This window comes from Bacillus sp. GW823-FHT06A10, from assembly GCF_058795375.1.
Map to the genome: position 1 here is coordinate 965762 of NZ_JBXAHT010000001.1, position 18954 is coordinate 984715.

General features: G+C 35.0%; 16 protein-coding genes, 1 pseudogene and 1 riboswitch. Of the genes and pseudogenes, 12 read left to right on the forward strand and 5 right to left on the reverse strand.

Annotated features, from left to right (window positions below):
• Window positions 1-58 precede the first annotated feature (58 nt).
• Together AC1Q8M_RS05085 and AC1Q8M_RS05090 are read right to left on the reverse strand one after the other, a co-directional pair.
• Window positions 59-511: a VOC family protein gene (locus AC1Q8M_RS05085; RefSeq protein ID WP_001107260.1), complete on the reverse strand. Its 453-nt coding sequence runs from the start codon at window positions 509-511 to the stop codon at window positions 59-61.
• A gap of 226 nt (window positions 512-737) precedes the next feature.
• Window positions 738-1967, reverse strand: a complete 1230-nt coding sequence (locus AC1Q8M_RS05090) for an aspartate kinase (protein ID WP_000448032.1) — start codon at window positions 1965-1967, stop codon at window positions 738-740.
• 204 nt (window positions 1968-2171) lie between these two features.
• Window positions 2172-2358: riboswitch (Lysine riboswitch) on the reverse strand.
• A gap of 192 nt (window positions 2359-2550) precedes the next feature.
• On the opposite strand from AC1Q8M_RS05090, the gene AC1Q8M_RS05095 reads away from it, so the two are divergent.
• The 3 genes from AC1Q8M_RS05095 to AC1Q8M_RS05105 are packed head-to-tail and all read left to right on the forward strand — an operon-like array spanning window position 2551 to window position 5706.
• Window positions 2551-3459 carry a DoxX-like family protein gene (locus AC1Q8M_RS05095; RefSeq protein ID WP_000823948.1) on the forward strand — a complete coding sequence of 303 codons (909 nt, stop codon included), beginning with the start codon at window positions 2551-2553 and terminating at the stop codon, window positions 3457-3459.
• A gap of 4 nt (window positions 3460-3463) precedes the next feature.
• The gene (locus AC1Q8M_RS05100; protein WP_000002647.1) at window positions 3464-4075 is read left to right on the forward strand and encodes a DUF4166 domain-containing protein; all 612 of its coding nucleotides are present in this window, start codon (window positions 3464-3466) and stop codon (window positions 4073-4075) included.
• A 5-nt stretch (window positions 4076-4080) separates the two neighbouring features.
• Complete coding sequence (locus AC1Q8M_RS05105) at window positions 4081-5706, forward strand: YndJ family protein (protein WP_098360930.1); 1626 nt, start codon at window positions 4081-4083, stop codon at window positions 5704-5706.
• 28 nt (window positions 5707-5734) lie between these two features.
• Here the strand turns inward: AC1Q8M_RS05105 and AC1Q8M_RS05110 are convergent, their stop codons facing one another.
• Window positions 5735-6220 carry an 8-oxo-dGTP diphosphatase gene (locus AC1Q8M_RS05110; RefSeq protein ID WP_098281005.1) on the reverse strand — a complete coding sequence of 162 codons (486 nt, stop codon included), beginning with the start codon at window positions 6218-6220 and terminating at the stop codon, window positions 5735-5737.
• Window positions 6221-6357: 137 nt separating this feature from the next.
• On the opposite strand from AC1Q8M_RS05110, the gene AC1Q8M_RS05115 reads away from it, so the two are divergent.
• Both AC1Q8M_RS05115 and AC1Q8M_RS05120 read left to right on the forward strand, forming a co-directional pair.
• Complete coding sequence (locus AC1Q8M_RS05115; protein ID WP_001161164.1) at window positions 6358-7620, forward strand: MFS transporter; 1263 nt, start codon at window positions 6358-6360, stop codon at window positions 7618-7620.
• A gap of 26 nt (window positions 7621-7646) precedes the next feature.
• The gene (locus tag AC1Q8M_RS05120) at window positions 7647-7925 is read left to right on the forward strand and encodes a hypothetical protein (protein WP_098365961.1); all 279 of its coding nucleotides are present in this window, start codon (window positions 7647-7649) and stop codon (window positions 7923-7925) included.
• A gap of 19 nt (window positions 7926-7944) precedes the next feature.
• On the opposite strand, the gene AC1Q8M_RS05125 is transcribed toward AC1Q8M_RS05120, so the two are convergent.
• Complete coding sequence (locus AC1Q8M_RS05125; protein ID WP_098360932.1) at window positions 7945-8409, reverse strand: YozF family protein; 465 nt, start codon at window positions 8407-8409, stop codon at window positions 7945-7947.
• 405 nt (window positions 8410-8814) lie between these two features.
• Between AC1Q8M_RS05125 and AC1Q8M_RS05130 the strand changes: the two genes are divergently transcribed.
• The 4 genes and pseudogenes from AC1Q8M_RS05130 (at window position 8815) to AC1Q8M_RS05145 (ending at window position 13579) form a co-directional block, all read left to right on the forward strand.
• Window positions 8815-9618 (forward strand): polyphosphate kinase 2 family protein, encoded by an 804-nt coding sequence (locus AC1Q8M_RS05130; RefSeq protein WP_000427312.1) that lies wholly within the window; start codon window positions 8815-8817, stop codon window positions 9616-9618.
• A gap of 152 nt (window positions 9619-9770) precedes the next feature.
• Window positions 9771-10310, forward strand: a complete 540-nt coding sequence (locus AC1Q8M_RS05135) for a PadR family transcriptional regulator (protein ID WP_000678333.1) — start codon at window positions 9771-9773, stop codon at window positions 10308-10310.
• 36 nt (window positions 10311-10346) lie between these two features.
• Window positions 10347-12096, forward strand: a pseudogene (locus AC1Q8M_RS05140) (MDR family MFS transporter).
• A gap of 208 nt (window positions 12097-12304) precedes the next feature.
• Entirely contained in the window at window positions 12305-13579 is a 1275-nt protein-coding gene (locus AC1Q8M_RS05145; protein WP_097846321.1) for an MFS transporter, read from the forward strand.
• Between the two features lie 46 nt (window positions 13580-13625).
• Here AC1Q8M_RS05145 and AC1Q8M_RS05150 read toward each other — a convergent pair whose 3' ends face one another.
• Window positions 13626-14609: a ketoacyl-ACP synthase III gene (locus AC1Q8M_RS05150; RefSeq protein WP_090976140.1), complete on the reverse strand. Its 984-nt coding sequence runs from the start codon at window positions 14607-14609 to the stop codon at window positions 13626-13628.
• Between the two features lie 691 nt (window positions 14610-15300).
• On the opposite strand from AC1Q8M_RS05150, the gene hflX reads away from it, so the two are divergent.
• The 3 genes from hflX to cysK all read left to right on the forward strand — a co-directional run bounded on the left by hflX (window position 15301) and on the right by cysK (window position 18912).
• Window positions 15301-16560, forward strand: a complete 1260-nt coding sequence (gene hflX / locus AC1Q8M_RS05155) for a GTPase HflX (protein ID WP_000393275.1) — start codon at window positions 15301-15303, stop codon at window positions 16558-16560.
• Between the two features lie 212 nt (window positions 16561-16772).
• Window positions 16773-17984 (forward strand): MFS transporter, encoded by a 1212-nt coding sequence (locus tag AC1Q8M_RS05160; protein ID WP_001149399.1) that lies wholly within the window; start codon window positions 16773-16775, stop codon window positions 17982-17984.
• A gap of 10 nt (window positions 17985-17994) precedes the next feature.
• The gene (gene cysK, locus AC1Q8M_RS05165; protein ID WP_000762271.1) at window positions 17995-18912 is read left to right on the forward strand and encodes a cysteine synthase A; all 918 of its coding nucleotides are present in this window, start codon (window positions 17995-17997) and stop codon (window positions 18910-18912) included.
• Window positions 18913-18954 lie beyond the last annotated feature (42 nt).

The window sequence follows — 18954 nt, forward strand, 5'->3', positions numbered from 1 at the left end:
TAGAAGTGAGGGAATAGCTTAAATATAGAGCTATTCCCTCTTTTTTATAAAACATTACTTATTTATTACCGAGTTCTTCCGCTAAACCGATTAAAATTCCTTCGACCCCACGAATGTAGCAGAGACGATACGAGTTCTCATACTGAACTACTTCACCAACGAGCTCTGCACCATGCTTAGTGAGTCTCGATACCATTTCGTCAATGTCTTCAACGGTGAACATGACGCGTAGATAACCGAGGGCGTTTACAGGAGCATTTCGGTGATCTGATATAGTAGGTGGGGTGAGAAATCGCGAAAGTTCAATTCGGCTGTGGCCATCTGGAGTGACCATCATAGCGATCTCTACGCACTGAGAACCGAGTCCAGTTACGCGACCAGCCCATTCACCTTCGACATTGGCTCGACCTTCGAGATTCAAGCCAATCTCCTCAAAGAAAGAGATTGCGTTATCAAGGGATTCTACAACGATGCTGACATTGTCCATTCGTAGTAATTTGTTTTTTGCCATAGTCTTATCTCCTTATGTATAAAAGTCTATTATTTAATTATCCTCATAATTATACTACTAAGTAGTTACAAATTCCTTTCAGTCAAAAACACCTTGTCACAGTATAGGAAAATGTGACAAGGTGTTTTTTAATATGTCATATAGCATCGTGTTAACGAACAGCTTTTTATTTAATAGGAAGGTAATACATTAATATGATTTTTTTAGCATTACTAAATATATCAGATTAGCTCATTTGCACTAAAGGCTCAATTTTCGCCATAAATGATTGATGCAGCGCCTCAACGCCTGTTACTAAATGAAGGCGGTCAATAACGACAGACACTTTAATTTCTGATGTACTTACCATTTTAATATGAATATCTTCTTCTTTTAAAGTAGTGAACATATTTGCAGCGACACCTGGGTTAGATACCATGCCAGATCCTACGATTGATACTTTTGCTAAGTGATTTTCATGTTCTACAGATTCATAGTGAAGAGTTTCTTGATTTTGTTCCAAAACTTCTAAAGTTTCTCTTAAATCATTCGAATGAATGGAGAAGGAGAGGTGTACAGTTCCTTCATTTGTAATACTTTGAATGATGATATCTACATTAATGTGTGCTGCTGCTAATGTAGAGAAAACTGTTGAAAGCGAGCCTTGTTCTAATCCTTTAATTGTGACACGTGTAATGTTATCCTCAAATGCAATACCTTTAACGATTGATTGTTGTTCCATGTTACATTCTCCTTTTACAATTGTTCCGTTTTCTTGTTCCATACTTGAGCGAACTTCTAAAACTACATTATGATTTTTAGCAAACTCAACAGCGCGCGGGTGTAATACGCCAGCACCGAGATTAGCAAGCTCTAACATTTCGTCATAAGAAATTTCGTCTAATTTGTAAGCATCTTTTACAACTCGTGGGTCCGTCGTATATACACCTGTCACATCCGTATAAATATCACATTTTTTTGCTTTAAGTGCAGCAGCTAATGCGACAGCAGTCGTATCAGAGCCACCACGGCCAAGCGTTGTAATTTCATTTTCTACACTTATACCTTGGAAACCAGCTACGATAACAATCGTACCTTCAGCAAGATAAGATTGAATACGATCTGTATGAATGTCAGTAATCCGTGCACTACTATGTACAGATTCTGTCGTAATACCTGCTTGCCACCCTGTTAATGAAATTGCATGATAGCCTTTTGCTTGCAGTGCCATTGTTAATAATGAAATAGTTACTTGTTCTCCTGTAGATAGAAGCATATCCATTTCACGTTTACTTGGATTTTCTGTGATAGCGTTAGCGAGTGCGACAAGTTCATCTGTGCTTTTTCCCATTGCTGAAACGACAGAGACAATGCTATGACCTCGTTCATATTCTTCAATAATTAAATTTGCTACATGTTGAATGCGTTCGACGCTTCCGACAGAAGTGCCACCAAATTTTTGAACAATTGTTTCCATTACAAATTCCTTCTTTCGTCTATTTTTAAGAATAGATTAGGAAATATATAAATCCCCAATACTCCTGTAGTTACCAGAAAGACAAACAAAAAACACCATCTCAAATAAGTGAGGATGGTGCTGTTACAGGAAAAGGGAAACAGAAAACGGAGCTAATAAAAAAACCGCCAAAAAAGGAATATCATAAAAAAATGATATCTCTTTTTTGTAGATAGCTCTTCATACGTACACGTCTGTACATATGACAGTTCTGTTTCTATTCGAAAACAGCCCCAATTGATAAATGCAGAGAAATTTATCAATTTCGGCAATACTTCCTTTCATCTAAGTTCATAGACATCTCTGTGTCTCCATTAGAATACTCATAAGTATCGCAACCTCTATCTCACGTTTTAGGCGAGAGTGTTTGATTTATGAAGTTGTTGGTAACATTTGTTTTATAATAATTTAAATTTTTCGTGGAATCAAGTGTTTTATATATATTTTAAAAATTCTTTCTTTTTTTGAGGAAGTTTGTGAAAAATGTAGCAAAATAAATTCATTGCATGTACATTAAACTTATAGTGCATAGGAGGTGGGGAGAATGAAAAGGAAACAGCCTATTTATGTTGCGACAAAAATGAACACGACGATGGAAAAATTATGGGAATATACGCAAGAACCAGATATACATACAGAGTGGGATGCTCGCTTTACTGAAATTTCGTATTTAGAGAAAAAAGAAGGAGAACCACAGAAGTTTTTGTATAAAACAAAGATTGGATTTGGGCTTGAAATAGTTGGAGAAGGGGAATCAATAGGTGAAATAAGAAAAGAAACTGGTGAAAGAATTTCTTCTTTAAAATTTTGGACGGATAATACATTATCTCTTATTCAAATAGGACGTGGTTATTGGAAGTATACGCCCAATAAAGAATACATCCATTTTGAGACACAATATGATTATGATACAAGATTTGGTCGTATAGGAAATGTGATAGATTCCTATATTTTTCGTCCGTTATTAGGTTGGGCGACTGCTTGGAGTTTTGATGCCTTAAAATTATGGTTAGAAAAGGGGCTTCATCCTAGGTTACTAATTAGAAGAACAATGACGTATTGGCTCGTATGTTCTTTATTTGCTTTTGTATGGATATATCAAGGGATAGTGCCAAAACTACTGTTTACTCATTCAGAAGAAGTAAAGATGCTTTCTTTATTAATCGGTTCAAATGAAAGTAGTGTATGTATACTTAAAATAATTGGGGGGTTAGAAATAATTTTCGGTGTCGTATGGCTGTTGCCACTAACAAAACGAAAATTATTTATACTGCATATTATTGTATTACTAGTTTTAACGTTAGCGGCAGGATTTACGAATATCGCAAGCTTTACAGGACCGTTTAATCCGATTACATTAAATGTTCTTTTAATGGGGTTATCAATTGTCGGTTATATAAATAGTTTCGATTTACCAAGCGCGAAAAATTGCAAGAGGGCGAGAAAGGGATAAGTATATGGCTAATATGTATGAACGATTATTAGGGGATACCTATAAAAATCTTCATCCTGAATTGCAGAAGCGTTATGCGATTACAGAAGAGAATAGTTTTACAGGGGAAGGAAAGATGGATGAAATTTACGGTGGCTCTTTTTTCGTGAAATTTATATTGAAAATTGCATCGAAGTTTCGAATGTTTTTCTCGGAACGAGGAGAGGAAATTCCATTTACGATACAAAACATAGCTGAGCGAGATGAATATGGACAAGAATTAGTAAGGTGGAACCGTACTTTTTATTTTCATAATAAGAAAAGATATTTTAATGCAGTTATGCAGTTTGATGAAAACGAAAATGAAATTGTAGATTATTTTGGTGAACCACATTTACTCGTTTCTACACTGCATTTTCATATCGATGAGTTAGGGGCAATGCATATTTCTTCAAAGAAACAATGGTTTTATATGTTTGGAAGAAAAATGCCGTTACCAAAATTTTTGTATGGTGAGGCAAAAATTGTTGAAAGTTATGATGAAACACTTCAGTGTTTTCGAATTCATGTACAAGTACGAAACCCGTTAATTGGTTCGCTTTTTTCATATAAGGGAACATTTGTGGAAAGGGAATAAACGATATGAAAAATATAATATTTGGGCTTGCTTGTTATGTTGTTTTTCTAATATGTGAGTGGTCGAATATAAATCCTGTTGAAGCAATTATATTATTATCTGTTTTATTATTTATACCAATGTCATTTTGTATTATTGATAAAAGAAAAAGAGATGGATCGCAATTATTATTTTATAAATCCGTATCATTTTTATATCCAATCGCAGCAATTTGTGCAATGCTAGCTTTCGTCACAAATCACTATTTATTTGCGCTAGTTTGGTTTGTATATACAGGAATTGTTGCGTTATTTGGTGTAAGTAGATTGCTAGAAAGAGGATGGAAGCCGTTAGAAGAGATCGCCATAGATAGTGCGTTTATTTATTTGTTTTTAGGTGGTTTTTGGTTTTCTGCTTCAGTAGCAAAACTTTCAATTATGCATTTTAGCTCTGACATTGTTTTACTCACAGCTGCACATTTTCATTATTCGGCGTTTCTATTGCCATTATCAGCTGGTTTAATAGGGAGAAAAAGAGAAAAGAGAAGTAAAGTGTATGATGCTATTATGTTTATCATCATGATTTCACCTATGACAGTTGCAATAGGAATTACATACTCAAGAATATTTGAATTTTTTGCAGTGTTCCTATATTTATGTGCAATTTATGGGTATGGATTTTACGTTTGGAGAGCAAAATTTAATGCTATCAGTGCAAAGATTCTTCTAATCGTTTCGTCTAGTACATTCATGGTTACAATTATGTTCTCACTTATATATTCATATGGAAATTTGAAGCATGTAATGACGATTACAATTGCTCAAATGGTTTGGATTCATGGTGTTGTCAACGGAATTGGAGTAGCTTTACCGGCATTTATCGGCTGGGTGATTGAAAAGAGTGTTCCGAATTATAAATACTATGGGAAACCAATGAGTAAGTTAAGAGGAAATGTGGCAATTGGTGAGGCTTATTTATATAGCAGCAATTTAGTAGACAGTAAGGAATACAACGGTTTAGTCGATAAAGTAAATGACTTTCATAGTGAGGCATTTGATGTGACGAAGGTTCCTTTAAGTATGATTCATTTTTATGAAAATACAGCAGAGTATGAATTGCAATCGAATATTAAATGGACTCGTTGGTTCCGTCCGTTAGCACTTTGCTATGAGAAAATGAGTAAGCGTGTAGAACAAATACATTTAGGGATGGGCGGCAATTGGGAAACGATGCATGGCTCTATCATTAGTGTAATAGATGAGAAAGATGGAAGAGAGAATGTAAGGGCTTGGATAAGGAAAAATGAAGCAGGTGAATCTATTTTTGTAGCTCTTTATTCAAAGCATACAAATAAGAATGAGACATATATGAATATCGCCTTACCTTTACCTTATTCGAATATGACTGGTATTTTGAAACTATATAATGATAGTCATGATTTAATCATTACTAGTAAGTTAAGAGAAAATGGTCAGGGAGATGAGGGGATTTATTTACATACTCGGTTCTTAACAATCCGTTTACCATTAGCAGAGACTTTTATTATAAAAGAGCGCACGGATCATATACTAGAAGCTAATCATAGAATGTGGATATTTGGAGTTGAGTTTTTAGAAATTGATTATAGGATTAAGAAAGTAGAGGAGAAGTAAGAAAAGCTTGGAAAAATTCCAAGCTTTTTTACGTATGTGTAATTGTTATAGCAACTTGTTTATCTAGCTCATTATCCCAAACACGTTGAATTTCAAAAGTGCCTGTTTCAAAAAATAATGGGAATCTTTCTTTAAACCAATCTTGCATAGGAAGCTTTAGTGCTGTATCAATTGGTATCCATAATAATTCGCCCTCAGGAGGGTTCAAAAGAAATTCACCTTCAAATGAGTCTGTCCAGTAGTTGAATACCATGTACCGAACATTCCCTTTCGGATTTACATATTCATCTAATCCCTTAAAAATTAAATCCGAAACAAGTAATCCGGTTTCTTCTTTTACTTCCCTTATAGCGGCTTGAACGATACTTTCGGGGAAATCTACTTTGCCGCCAGGAGCGATGTAGCCAGGGAAACCTCGATGGTTGGGGCGTTTTATGAGTAAAACTTCATTGTTGCGCTGGATCATACACATTGTATAGATCTGGTGTTCGATGTTATGTGAATTTAGAGGCATAATGATGTATTCTCCTTTGTATTTTTTTGATAATTTTACCATAACATAATTGTTTCTTATATAATTAGAAATATAATATTATAAATTTTCAGTCATATATTATGTATTCTATAGTCATTTGAAAAGAGGGGAGAGACATGCAAGGGGAAATACAAAAGGAGAAAAGTTTAGGTTATATTGGAAAATTATTATTACCAGTTAAAGTATCAACGCACTTTAAGTTTTTATGGATTGGACAATTACTCTCGGCCTTAGGTAGTTCGATAACTATGGTCATACTTCCAGTTGTTGTGTATTCATTAACTGGTTCAACAGTTGTAATGGGGATGACGATGGCAATGTACATGCTACCTAATATTCTTGCTTTACCGTTTGCGGGTTTAATTGTAGACCGAATTGATCGGGTTAGGTTAATGTTATTTACGGATATAATCCGCTGTATATTAATGCTATTACTTGCATCGCTTATATTTATGGATTTATTAACAATTACGATTTTATATATTCTCGTTGCCATATACGGGCTTATGGAAGGGATATTCCAACCAGCATATTCTGCTGTAAGGGCGAAAGTATTCGTCCCTGAAATTCGTAATGCAGCTAACGCACTCACTCAAATGAGTAATCAAGGTATACGATTAATTGGGCCAGCACTTGGTGGGTTAATCGTATCGGTTGCATCTGCAGGGATAGGTTTCGGACTAGATGCAGCAACCTACTTATTATCATTTTTATGTTTATTATTTTTAAAAGAAATTAAGTTTAAAAAAGTAAAACCCATTGAAAAGAGTAAGCTTAATTACAAACAAGAGTTTATGGAAGGTGTTTTAGTTTTAAAAAGTCATCCGTGGCTGTGGATTACAATTTTAGTTTTTTCTTTTATAAATATTTGTTATGCCGGCATTATCGTCGTATTAATTCCATGGTTATTTAATGTTCATCATCATTTTGAAGCTTACGTGTATGGACTTGGCATGGCCTTTTCTGGTGGTGGGGCTGTAATTGCCGCATTAATATTTGGTGGGAAAGAGCTGTGGCATAAAAGAGGATTACTGGCTTATGGAGGTGTTTTAATGAGTGGCATTGCTTTATTAATTATGCCATTCATTTCTTGGGCACCCGCTTTAATATTCTTAATGGCAATTGAAGGATTTGGCATGATGATATTTGGACTCATTTGGGAAACGAGTTTACAGGAGCTTGTACCAGAAGAAGCATTCGGAAGAGTGGCAAGCCTTGATATGTTGGGTTCTTTTGCTTTATTGCCATTAGGATACGTAGTTGTAGGCTGGTTAGCTACTGTCATAGGTGGCGAGATAACTATTATAACACTAGCTAGTTTAGTAATTTTAACAATTGGAATCGCATTGTCTGTACCGAGTATTCGTCGATTTAATTGATTATATGGGAAAAGAGGGCGATATGCATGACTATAGAAAACTTGAAAGATATAGTAACAAGGCAATTAGAGAGTAAATATATTTTGGAAGAAAAGGTCATTGAAGCGAAAAATTTTACAGTCTATATCGCTACCAAAATAGAAAATAACTTAGCATATAATCAATTAGTATTAATAAAACATCTTTGTAATGAAAAACCGTCCATACATATTTGGCACAAAAAGATTAGTATGGAAGCAACAAAATTAGAAATCACAAAAGAAGTGACGGAAGCGATACAAGCAGGTTTCAAAAATGAAGACTAAGCCCTAAAGAAATTAGGAATTAGTCTTCATTAAATACAAATGTTTCTTTCATTTTTTTACCTTCATTTACCGGATGGCCGTTATAAGAGAAATTCTTTTCTTCCCAAGTGATCACAACTTTAAAATTATGACTATTAAAGTCTAATGGGAATACCATGTAGTCAAAGCTTGTATGACTTTTAGAAATATTTTCATTAGGTGTAGTAGGTTTAAAGGTAGCTTTAGAGGTAGGATTGTTATCAAGTATTTCCACAGATACATTTGATACATCATGACCGATGTTTTTTACGAGTAAACTATACGTATCAAATACACCTTGTTTTGGCTGGATTGCTTGCTTGTTTGGATTATGGGATTTATCAATTTCGACATACCATTGTTTAGACTTTGACGCAATCGGCAGTGACTGAAATGTGTAAGCACTAGCTTGCATTGGTAGTGCTAAACATATAAGCGTAAAGAGAGTTAATATTTTTCGTTTCATTTTTTTTAGAGCTCCCATTCTTTAATGGATTTACTTGTTATTATCTTCTTTTTACGAGTTAATATACCATATAATGTAAAGTGGTTGTTGTGAGTAGTGAATCAAAATCTTATTCACTACTCTTATAGCTAGCATAATTACGTATGAAGTAAGAAAGAATAAATTTGTTTTTTCTATACTTAGATTACTGCCCTTTTTAAAAGGGCTATTTTTACGTTTTAATAAAAAGAATATACTGATAATTCAGTATAAAACATTTATTTTAATGTAGTTAAATGTGCTTGTATATGTGAAATTAGAGAGGGAAGCTGTGTAGAGATGTTTCTACACAGCTATTTAGGATATGAAAAAATTACCAAAAATATGTTAAAATAACATTGTCATACAACAAGGGGGATTTGTTTTATGGAAAATGGACATCTTGCTAAAGTAGACTTAACGAAAAAAATTGAATCAAAATCTAAGTACAATAAGAAATTAGAAAAATATCAAAGGCGCTTATTAGCATTACAACAAATTTTGAAAGAAGAAAAAATCGCGGTTATGCTTGTTATGGAAGGATGGGATGCGGCTGGTAAAGGTGGGGCAATTAAGCGGGTGACGGAACATCTTGACCCACGTGGGTTCCAAGTAGATCCAATTGGAGCGCCTGCACCTCATGAAAAACGTTACCATTATTTGCAACGTTTCTGGCGTAAAATTCCACAGTACGGGCAAATTACTATTTTTGATCGCTCATGGTACGGTCGTGTGTTAGTTGAGCGTGTTGAAGGTTTTGCTACAAAGGAAGAGTGGATGAGAGCATATGATGAGATTAATGATTTTGAAAAACTACTAACAGATGACCATTACATAATAGGGAAGTTCTTCTATCATATAAGTAAAGAGGAACAGTTAAAGAGATTTAAAGATAGAGAGAAAAATCCTTTGAAAAGATGGAAAATTACAGACGAAGATTGGCGTAATCGTGAAAAATGGGATGAATATGTTGAAGCAATGGAAGACATGTTTGAAAAAACAAGTAAGCCAAATGCGAAGTGGCATATTATTGAAAGTAACGATAAATTGTATGCCCGTGTGAAAACGTTAAAAATCATTATTTCATTCATTGAGGATTATTTCTTAGAACATGGTATAGAATTGCCTTCTTATTATTATGAAATGAAAGAGGATATTGAAGTTTTGCAAGATGTAGGTGTTAAAGAGTAAAAAAGAAAATGGTCCTGTGAATTGGTGAAACCAAATTATGGGGCTTTTTTATTTAGAAACATTTTACAATTAACAGAATAAGGTATATAATCAATAATCATATTAACGTTGTTAATATGATTATTGATTATATACTATGTGGGGGTTTTACTTTGAAGGGAAGAGATGTTGTTTTAGGTTTATTAATGGAAAAGGAATTGTCTGGTTACGATATTAAAATTGTGTTTGAAGACGTATTTACTCATTTTTTTGATGGAAGTTTTGGAATGATTTATCCAACGTTACGACAATTGGAGAATGAAGGGAAAATAAAAAAAGAGGTTGTCATGCAAGAGGGAAAACCGAATAAGAAAATGTACTTTATTACAGATGAGGGGCGTGAAGAATTTTATCAATACATGCAGACACCTGTAGAGAAGGATGTTTTACGTTCGGATTTTTTAATGAGAATGTATTTTGGTAACTATAGTGATGATGTAACAATAAAAAAATGGATTAAAGATGAAATTGAAAGAAAAGAAGCGTACATTGCAGATCTTCGATTGAAATATGAAAAGTGGAGAGTAGGTATTACTTTCGTCGAAGAAATTTCACTAGATGTAGGTATTGCATCGTATAGTGCACAAGTGGAGACTTTGAAGAAAAAATTAGAAGAGTTAGAGGCGAAAGAAAACAATAAAACAGAAGAATGAAAAACGCGTTCACAATAAATAAAGGGGTATATAAAGATGGAGCAATCAAAGGGTATTAAGATTGTCTTTTTAATGTGTCTAGGTATCTTTCTTTGTATGATTGATACGACAATTATGAATATAGCTTTACCGGCAATACAATCGAGTGTAAATACTTCGTTAGAAAAGATGTCTTGGGTATTAAATGTTTATACAATGACGATTGCAGTACTTGCCATTCCGTTAGGGCGGATAGCTGATATCTTTGGAAAAGTAAAGATGTATATTCTTGGTCTGGTGATTTTTGGTGGTGGATCGGTACTTTGCGCTTTTGCTAATACAGGTGATTTTCTTATTTTTTCTCGTTTTATACAAAGTATTGGGGCAGCGATTTTATTTCCAACAAGTATGGTAATTGGTGTATCAGCTATGCCATTAGCTAAAAGGCATGTTGCGCTTGCGATTTTAGGAGTAACACAAGGATTGTCAGCTGCTATGGGACCAGTAATAGGTGGAATTATTGCGCAAAATTTAGGATGGAGATGGGTGTTCTTCGTTAATGTTCCGGTTTGTATAATAGGAATCGTGTTATGTTGCATCATGCTACAAATAAAAAATGAAGAACGTATTATTTCAAAAATAGATTGGATAGGACTACTATTAAGTAGCACAGCAATTTTTTCATTTACTCTCATATTAGTAAAAGGTAATACATGGGGATGGCAAAGTAATATTGGCTTTGTCTTGTTATGCAATTAGCACTATTTCTCTTATTCTATTTGTTTTAGTAGAACGAAAGATTCATAATCCAATGGTGAATTTAAAGTTATTTCAAGATCGAATGTTTGTCGGAGCGTCTATCGTTGTTATATTAAGTAATTTATTTTTAATTGGAGTTACTGTATTGCTTCCAACGTTCTTGACGAAACTACAAGGTCGAACGGAAATTGAAGCGGCTTTTTTAGTGACACCTATTTCAGCAATGATATTTTTTGTCTCACCAGTTGCAGCAACTTTAATTAAAAAACTCGGAAAAGTAACTATTATTTTGTCAGGATTTCTTATTATGGGGCTTTCCTACTATTGGTTGCAAATGATTGATGTTAATTCAACAAATATAGAAATTATTATTCCATGTATGATATTAGGTGTTGGATATGGTTTAGTAGTGGGGCCAATTACAGTTTTAAGTGCGTCTTCGTTTGAAGGAGAATTGTTAACTGCTTCTCAAAGTGTTGTATCAATGTTACGACAAGTCGGAATTGTATTGGCAGTCGCAATATTTGTCTCTAACTTAACTCACAATTTAACTGTAAATAAAGAAAAAGTATATCGTTATGCAGAAGAAAAGGTGCGTACTATTCATGTGAATAGTACTGAGCAAACTGAAATTTTACAAATGACTAAAGAGAAAATAGAGAATCAAAGTTTAGAGTCGAATATAAATAAGAAACAAAATGCAATGACAATGGGATTAAGTAAAGAGAAAAAGGAAGAATTGATTCGCGACAAGACGGATGAAATATTAAGAAAAGTTCCAGTAGAATATAGAGATGTAAAAAGAGAAGAAGTTATGAGGCAAGTGACAAAAGAAGTTGAAAAACAAGAGGAAAGTATAAAGAAAGAGGTACTCACATTTTCAAATGATGTGAATCATTATGCCAAGAATCAGATGGCTATGAGTTTTACAGATTTATATAAAGCAAGTGTGCCAATTATTTTAATTTGTGCTTTCGTAAGTTTGTTGTTTTGGGAAGGGAAAGCTTTGAGTAAAAAGAGAAGGGGAAGATTAGTAGAAGAAGCGTAAAGAAAAACAGGCTATAGCAGCCTGTTTTTTTCATTGTTTTCTCCTTGCATATTGTGAATAGTAGTATTTTTAATATAGCATGGGATAAGTCGAGTATGATTAGAAAGTTTTTTAGAATGAAAGGGATGAGTGGAAAATGCCATTGAATATGTAACGTTATACATAGTACATTAACAAGAGGGATTAATTTTAAAAGGAGGATGGGGAATTGCTAGATAAGGCAGGGGCTTTAATAGATAATCATGTGTACACAGAAGAAGAGCAACAAAAACTATACAAACGAACGTTAATAATCGTCAGCATTTCACAAATGTTTGGCGGTGCAGGACTAGCTGCTGGTATTACAGTGGGAGCACTTCTTGCGCAGCAAATGCTTGGAACAGATGCATTTGCAGGATTACCAACTGCTATGTTTACATTAGGATCGGCATTAGCAGCTTTCATAGTAGGGAAGCTTTCGCAACGATATGGACGCCGGATAGGTCTTGCAACAGGGTTTATAGTAGGCGGATTTGGAGCAATTGGTGTTGTAATGGCAGCTTTAACGAACAGCATTATTCTTTTACTTATTTCTTTACTCATATATGGTGCCGGTACAGCCACGAATCTACAAGCTCGTTATGCAGGTACAGATTTAGCAGATAAGAAGCAGAGAGCAACGGCTGTTAGTATTACGATGGTAATGACGACTTTCGGTGCAGTTGCAGGACCAAATTTAGTAGGGGTAATGGGAAGTTTTGCTCATTCAATTGGAGTTCCTAAACTTGCAGGTCCGTTCATACTATCGGCAGCAGCATTTATACTGGCGGGTCTAGTTCTTTTTGTTATGCTTCGTCCAGATCCTTTGATTATTGCTAACATTATAGAAAGATATAAACAGGAACATACATATAAAGGACAACCAATAACAGAAGAAGCGAAAGAAAATAAACGAGGTATTACAGTTGGAGCAACCGTAATGATACTTACGCAAATAGTGATGGTTGCGATTATGACGATGACGCCAGTTCATATGGGACACCACGGTCACGGTTTAAGTGCAGTAGGACTTGTGATAGGTTTTCATGTAGGTGCAATGTATCTTCCATCTCTCGTTACAGGAATGTTAATTGATAAAATTGGCCGAACTACAATGAGCATAGCTGGTGGAGTGATTTTACTTGCAGCGGGTGTCATAGCTGCGATAGCGCCAAGTAATTCTTTATTATTATTAATCGTTGCTCTGTCTTTACTTGGGCTAGGATGGAACCTCGGATTGATAAGTGGTACAGCACAAATCGTTGATTCCACAACACCGTCTACACGTGCTAAAACACAAGGGAAAATAGATGTTTTTATTGCGCTAGCTGGAGCTTCTGGTGGAGCAATGTCAGGTATGGTAGTAGCGAATTCAAGTTATGCGGCATTGTCATTGGCTGGAGGGGTGTTAGCGTTATTACTTATTCCTGTTGTGATATGGTCTCGAAAAGGGGCAAGAAATTAAATGAAAAAGAGGTTCTAGTTACTGACTAGAGCCTCTTTTTATACACTTAAATTAAATTCCACTCTACAATAAGCCCTAAATGCGTAAGTCCGCCACCAAATCCGTATAGTAAAAGTGTGTCTCCGTTATTTAATTTCCCTTCTTTTATAGCTAAATTTAAAGCGAGTGGAATGGTGACTGAAGAGGTATTCCCCATATATTCCACGCTCGTTAATGTTTTTTGTATTGGAATTTGAGATTTTTCGCAAATAGATTCGATCATTCGTAAGTTAGCGCTGTGGGGTATGAACCAGTCTATATCATCTACTTGCATATTTACGGTATGTAATAAATTTTTTATGCCTTTTGGTACTGTGCGTGTTGCCCATTTATATACTTCTCTTCCATTTTGAACGATTTTTTCATTTGTTTGCAGTGGTGTGCCATTCATAGTAGTAGATAAGTTTGTTCTATATAGATGAATGCCGCCATCACCGTTTGTTCCCATGTGAGCAGCGATAAAGCTTTGGGTGTTTTCATCTCTTTCTAATAAAATAGCTCCAGCACCATCACCGAATAAAATACAGGTCGTTCTATCGGTATAATCAGTAACTTTAGATAATGTCTCTGTCGCTACGACAAGTACTTTTTCATGTGATCCAGAAGTGATTAAGCTATTACCGATGTGTAGTCCATATGTAAAACCAGCACAAGTTGCATTTAAATCAAAAGCTAGTGTATGAGGTATGTTGAAGTATTGTTGTATTTGGCAAGCAACACTAGGGAAAACGTAATCAGCAGTAGTAGTAGCGACAATGATACAGTCGACATCTTCTAAGTTTTTCTTATATGTTGTACATAAATTTTCAATTGCTTTAATGGCTAAGTTTGAGGAGTATTCTTCGTCGCTAGCGATTCTTCTTTCCTTCATTCCTGTTCTTTGTACAATCCATTCATCATTCGTATGGACCATCTTTTCTAAATCGTTATTAGACAATATTTGATCTGGAACATAAGTACCAATTGCAGTAATACGAGATTTAGAATGCATAGGAACATCTCCTAACTTTTATTTTTATAACCTGATACTAATATTAGGTTATAAAAATGTCAATAAAGATTTTTGTTGTATTAAAACGATAATACTTAACTTACTATGAAGGAATTTGGCGAGTGCTGTAAAAATAATATACGAGAAGTTTCTAAAATTGATAATTGCTTTTGTTATTTTTATTGTGAGAAAAATTCGCAAAAAATGACGATTAAAGTAAAAATATAAAGATTTTCTTTAGTGTGATATAGGTTGTTAAACCTTGTGAAAGCGAATTACTTATGCTACACTTTATGTAACTTAAAATGAACGGAGGGGCTTCCTTTGATCTTAATCAGATTACGTCTCAATACTTTGTGCCAATAATTGAATAGCGCTCAAAGGCTCTGTCTGTGTACAGAGTGAACGGGATTGGTCTGCCTATTTTAAAGGAACCCTTTATTAAGCTTATATGTGAAAAAGAGGGAGGGACGAATACGCCCTCTTTTTGTTTTGCCTTTATAAATAGAATGGGATTGTATAAGTGAACACTTACTGTGGATACGTATACAATCTTGGGACTTTTTGACTATAAAATAGGATGAAAGCATAGCTTTCTTCTATTTCTTTGGTGAACCCTTATCCGTTTACGAAAACACAGGCAGCGACCTGTGTTTTTTATTTTACGTAATCGAAATGGAGGAATAAATATATGGAAGAAGTATTACAAAGAGCAGTTTTAGTTGGAGTAAATTTAGGTAATGAAGATGATTTTGCATATTCGATGGAAGAGTTAACAAATCTTGCGGAAGCTTGTGATGTAGAGGTAATTGGGCAAGTAATGCAAAATTTACAACGAGTAAATCCATCGCATTATATCGGAAAAGGAAAGATTGAAGAAGTTGCAGCGTATGTACAAGAAATAGATGCGAATATGGTTATCTTTAATGATGAATTATCTCCTTCACAAATTCGAAATTTAGAAGAGGATTTAGATTGTAAGGTAATTGATCGTACCATTTTAATTTTAGATATTTTTGCGCAACGTGCGAAAACGAAAGAAGCACAGCTACAAGTAGAAGTAGCACACCTTCAGTATATGATGCCTCGTTTAATCGGTCTTCGTGAATCGTTAGGGAGACAGAGCGGCGGCGTTGGTACGAAAAATAAAGGTGTCGGTGAAAAGAAGTTAGAGTTAGACCGTCGTAAAATTGAAGAACAAATTTCAGTTTTGAATAAAGATTTAGAAGCGCTCGTTGCCCAGCGTCAAACGCAGCGAAAGCAGCGTAAGAAAAATGAAATACCTGTTGTAGCATTAGTAGGTTATACGAATGCAGGAAAGTCAACGACGATGAATGCAATGCTTGAAATTTATAATGGTACAGAAGAAAAACAAGTATTTGAAAAAGATATGTTATTCGCGACGTTAGAAACATCTGTACGAAATATTGATTTGCCAGATAATAAATCATTTTTATTAACAGATACAGTTGGATTTGTAAGTAAATTACCACATCATCTTGTGAAGGCGTTCCGTTCAACGTTAGAAGAAGTAGCGGAAGCAGACCTACTTATTCACGTTGTAGATTACGCAAATCCAAATTATGAACAATTAATTGATATTACAAATGAAACGTTAAAGAAAATTGGAGTAGAAAATATTCCAACGATCTATGCTTATAATAAATCAGATATGGTAGATGTTGAAATTCCGAAAGTGCAAGAAGATCGCGTTTATTTATCAGCGAAGAAACATGTTGGAATTGAAGAACTTGTAGAAATGATTGGCTCACACATCTATAAAGAATATACGAAGTGTGAAATGTTAATTCCATATGATCAAGGACAGGTAGTTTCGTATTTCAATAATCATGCACACGTTTTATCTACGAGTTACGAAAACGAAGGTACCAAATTACAAATAGAATGTAAGACGAGTGATTACGAGAAGTATAAGCATTTTGCAATTTAATGTAAGAGGCAACCCAGTATGTGATTGGGTTGTCTTTTTTTTGTACTGTTTTACCGCTGAAAGTTACAAGGATGCAAGCCAATGACGGGAGTTAAGTTATATTTCTGGAAAAAGAAATGAAAGCAGTATAGAATAGAAATGTTTCAAAAGTCAGAATTTATTACACCTACTGTAATAAATATATATTTTGTACAGAAAGGGGAGATTCACATATGCAGGCAGTTTCACACAAAAAAACTGTAGAAACACCGACAATATATCGAATTTTATTTGCGATTAGCTTTGGGCATTTTTTAAATGATTCGATGCAAGCAGTTGTGCCGGCGTTGTTTCCTATTTTGGAAAAAACGATGAATTTATCCTATATGCAAGTAGGGTGGATTGCGTTTGCATTAAATATGACGTCATCGATTATGCAACCGGTGTTTGGTATGTATTCAGATAAGAAGCCGTCACCATTTTTATTACCACTCGGCATGTTTTCAAGTATGCTTGGAATGATTGGACTCGCGTTTGCACCAAACTTTATTATTGTTATTATTTCTGTTTTATTTATTGGTTTAGGTTCCGCGGTCTTTCATCCAGAAGGCGCTCGTGTTGCGTATATGGCGGCAGGTGCAAAACGAGGGTTAGCGCAAGCAATTTATCAAGTTGGGGGAAACACGGGGAATTCTCTAGCTCCTATTTTTACAGCGCTAATTTTCGTTCCACTCGGTCAAATTGGTTCATTAGGTTTTACAGCATTTGCAGCAGTAGGAATTGTATTATTAATTTTCGTATCGAATTGGTACAAAAATGAATTAGCAACCGGTGCTGTAAGAAGGAAGAAGAGGGCTGCACTTGAGGCGGAAAATGCAATTGTAAGTACACACATTAAATTCGTTATTATACTTCTTGTTTTTCTTACTTTTGTACGCTCTTGGTACGGTGCTGGTATCGGGAATTTCTATCAATTTTACTTAATAGAGCATTACGGTTTATCTATAAAAAATGCCCAGTATTTCGTATTCGCATTTATGATTGCTGGTGTGTTAGGAACTTTCTTCGGAGGACCGTTAGCAGATCGATTTGGTAAGAAAAATATCATCGTATTTTCAATGTTAGGTTCAGCGCCACTTGCACTGTTATTACCACATGTCTCACTTGTGTGGGTCGTACCGTTATTTTTATGTATCGGTTTTATTAGTTCAAGTAGTTTTAGTGTAATTGTTGTATATGCACAAGAGCTTGTACCTGGAAAAGTGGGAATGGTGTCAGGATTAATCGTAGGTCTTGCGTTTGGACTTGGAGCATTAGGTGCTGTAGTTCTTGGGAAATTAGCAGATATATATAGCCTGCAATTTATTATGCTATTATGTAGTTGTCTACCATTAATTGGACTCACTTCATGGTTACTGCCAAGTGATAAGAAAACGATAGAATAGGGGATGCGCTATGAAATTGTGTGAAAACGTTACGGAATTAATAGGAGATACACCTGTCGTCCGATTATCTAAATTTATTCCGGAAGACGCAGCAGATGTGTATGTGAAACTAGAAATGTTTAATCCATCGCGCAGTGTGAAAGACCGTGCTGCTTATAATTTACTTCACGTTGCAGAAGAAAATGGTCTCATCAAACCAGGAGATACAATTATTGAACCGACAAGCGGGAATACAGGGATTGGTTTAGCGATGAATGCAGCAGCTAAAGGGTATAAAGCGATTTTAATTATGCCAGATAATATGTCAAAAGAGCGTATTAATTTATTGAAAGCATACGGAGCAGAAGTAGTTTTAACACCAGCAGAACAAAGAATGCCAGGAGCAATTGCGAAGGCGTTAGAATTGCAAAAGCAAATACCGAATAGTTTTATTCCGCAACAATTTGAAAACCCAGCTAATCCGAATATTCACCGTTATACGACTGCGCTTGAAATTTACGAACAAATGGATGGAGAGCTGGACGCTTTTGTTGCAACGGCAGGAACAGGCGGAACGATTACAGGGACTGGTGAAACGTTAAAAGAGAAATTACCAAACTTATATATTGCAGTAGTGGAACCGAAAGGATCACCCGTTTTATCAGGTGGTGTGCCAGGTCCTCATAAACTAGTAGGAACAAGCCCAGGGTTTATCCCGAAAAACTTAAATACAGAAGTGTATAACGAAATTATTCAAATTGCAGACGAAGAGGCTTTAACGACAATGAGAAACTTAGCTAGACAAGAGGGATTATTAGTTGGGCCGTCTTCTGGAGCATCTGTTTATGCTGCAATCATGATAGCGAAACGTCTAGGCGCTGGTAAAAAAGTTTTATGTATTGCGCCTGATACAGGTGAACGTTATTTGAGCATGGGGTTATTTGAATAAAAAGGATAGAAACACCTTAATAGTGAATAGCTGCTATTAAGG